The sequence below is a fragment of the Olleya marilimosa CAM030 genome (assembly GCF_000518485.1).
GTDB lineage: Bacteria > Bacteroidota > Bacteroidia > Flavobacteriales > Flavobacteriaceae > Olleya > Olleya marilimosa.
Genome location: NZ_JADR01000024.1, coordinates 1 through 2191 on the forward strand (window position 1 = coordinate 1; position 2191 = coordinate 2191).

General features: G+C 30.2%; 3 protein-coding genes. All 3 read left to right on the forward strand.

All coding sequences use genetic code 11. From position 1 onward, the window contains the following. Positions 1-835, forward strand: an 835-nt coding sequence (locus M890_RS16525) for a tetratricopeptide repeat protein (RefSeq protein WP_051437548.1), incomplete at its 5' end; no start/stop codon positions are given. Between the two features lie 137 nt (positions 836-972). Next, positions 973-1560 (forward strand): hypothetical protein, encoded by a 588-nt coding sequence (locus M890_RS0113930; protein WP_028284103.1) that lies wholly within the window; start codon positions 973-975, stop codon positions 1558-1560. A 383-nt stretch (positions 1561-1943) separates the two neighbouring features. Then, on the forward strand, positions 1944-2191 hold a 248-nt coding region (locus M890_RS16960), incomplete at its 3' end, for a hypothetical protein (RefSeq protein WP_232219158.1).

The following is a 2191-nucleotide window of genomic DNA, read 5'->3' on the forward strand; positions in this document are numbered from 1 at the left end:
TGTCTTAATTATGGAAGTTGTTTATTTACTTACTGCTGAAATTCCTTCGGAATTTCATTGCGCGCAAATCACAACTTTCCATATGCAACACGTTACCTGCAATTTGAAAAAAAACTCGAAGAAAGAAATGAAATATTTAGTTCTATTAATAATATTCAGTCTTATTGGGTGCAATTTTGAAAAAAAGAAAAATAATTTGAATAAGGAAAATTTAACTTCTGAATTAATCAATATCATTGGAAATAATCCTGACTGTGGAATTTACGAAATAATTAATTCTGAAAGCGAAAACCCAATTGAATGGAATATTAAACCGACTACTTTAAAGATAATACCAAAAGGAGAAGGTCATTATCTAGTAAAAGCTTACAAAATAGAGAAAACTGGAATATATAAATCTGCATATATTAATGTAAGTACTCCTGAACGAATAGTTGACTTTGTAATATATAACTTGGAAAATCCTCAATATTCTTATGCCTATGATTCTATGAGTATAGAAATAATTCCAGCAATAGCCTCTGACTGTTTTGGTTCTTATGAATTATATTATTCAAGATTCAATCCTGAATTATCAATAAAAGTACTAAAGGAAGGTTTAGAAAAAAGTAAAGAAAAAAGTGTTATTGCCGAAGATTTAGGGTATATATTGAGAGATGAAAACAGACATAAAGAAGCATTGAATTATTTTCTAATATCAGAAAAAAATGGAGTTTCATCCGAATTCATAATTCAAGAAATAGAAAATATTTATCGAACTTTAGGAAATATTAAAAAGGCTGAATATTATAAATTAAAATTGGAAAAAATAAAAACTGCAGGTAACACCGTATAAACTTTATTGCTGGCTTTTTGCCTACTTGCGAAAGTCCTCGCAGACTTTCTTGGTCAGTAATTATTTATTAACTTTACTGCTAAACCAACGCAACAAAGCTTATACAACAACGTTAGGGTTTATTTAAAAAAAATGAAATGAAGAGAAATTTAATATTTGTAATTGCATTTTTTGCAACTTTTAGTATTTTCGGACAGGAAAAACAAGACTTCAAATTAAACTTTGGAATCCAATGGAATATGCCCGAACGCTACTTTAATAGTGATTTGAATAAATTCAATGGAGAAAATTCAGGATTAGGACTTCATATATACCCAAAGTGGTACTTTAAAGAGAATATTTCATTAGGTCTAAATATGGAATATGCAATTGTTGAGGAAAAAGCTACAACTGACGCTATAAGCTCTTTTGATATTTTTTCATTTTCGCCAACAATTAATTACTATTTTTTAAAGAGCAAAATTCGACCTTACATTGGAGTAGGGATTGGAATTTATACTGTATCAAGAGCGGAAAAAAAAATAAATACTGGAATTAGACCAATAATCGGAATGTCAGTTTTTAACCGTTTCGATTTGAGTTTCGAGTATAGTAAAATATTTGGTGATTTAGAAATTAATCCATTAGTATCCGAAGGATTTGGAAATTACTATGTTTCGCTTAAAGGAAGTTATAGTATAAGTTTGAGCAGAAAAAAAACAAACCCTAACACCGTGTATAATTAATTGCTGGATTATTGCCTACTTACGAAAGTCCTCGGGGACTTTCTATCTGTGATTTTTTTGCTAACTTTAGGGCTTAAATCACGCAACTAACCATACACAACAACGTTGTGGCGCATTCTGAACCAAAAATTCTGCGGAATTAGTAAGGTTCTGAAAAGCTAATAATCTGACTGATCTAAAAGCTGACCAAAGAAAATATCGCTTCTGAAAATCACTAATTTTGGCTGATTTAGTTGTTGATATTGAACCTTAAAAATCTCTGCTGACTGAATTGTAAATTTTAGATACTCAGAAATTGCTGCTGACCAAAAACATCTGACGCTTATGAATTTTTATAAATAAAGATTGCTGACTTTGCCGAACTTTGACAAATATATCCTAAATTGCTGAAAGAGAGAAAAAGAAAAAAAAAACGCGCCACAACAATGTATAAAACTAATTGCTTTTTTGGGTTTTCCAAAGGTTATTGTTTGTTTGCTAAGGCTGATTTTTCTGCGAAAAATCCGCGTTCGCTTATACGCAACTATTTTTATACTAGACCGTTGCCTACAATTGCAACGCTCAATTCAAAACGTGTAATACCGAATATAAAAACCACTGATTTTAAGCTAGCTTTAATAGTCTTTAGCTA

What these genes read in the sequence shown, in the direction of transcription:
- M890_RS0113930 (WP_028284103.1), top strand. Translation starts at nt 973, where the DNA reads ATGAAGAGAAATTTAATATTTGTAATTGCATTTTTTGCAACTTTTAGT.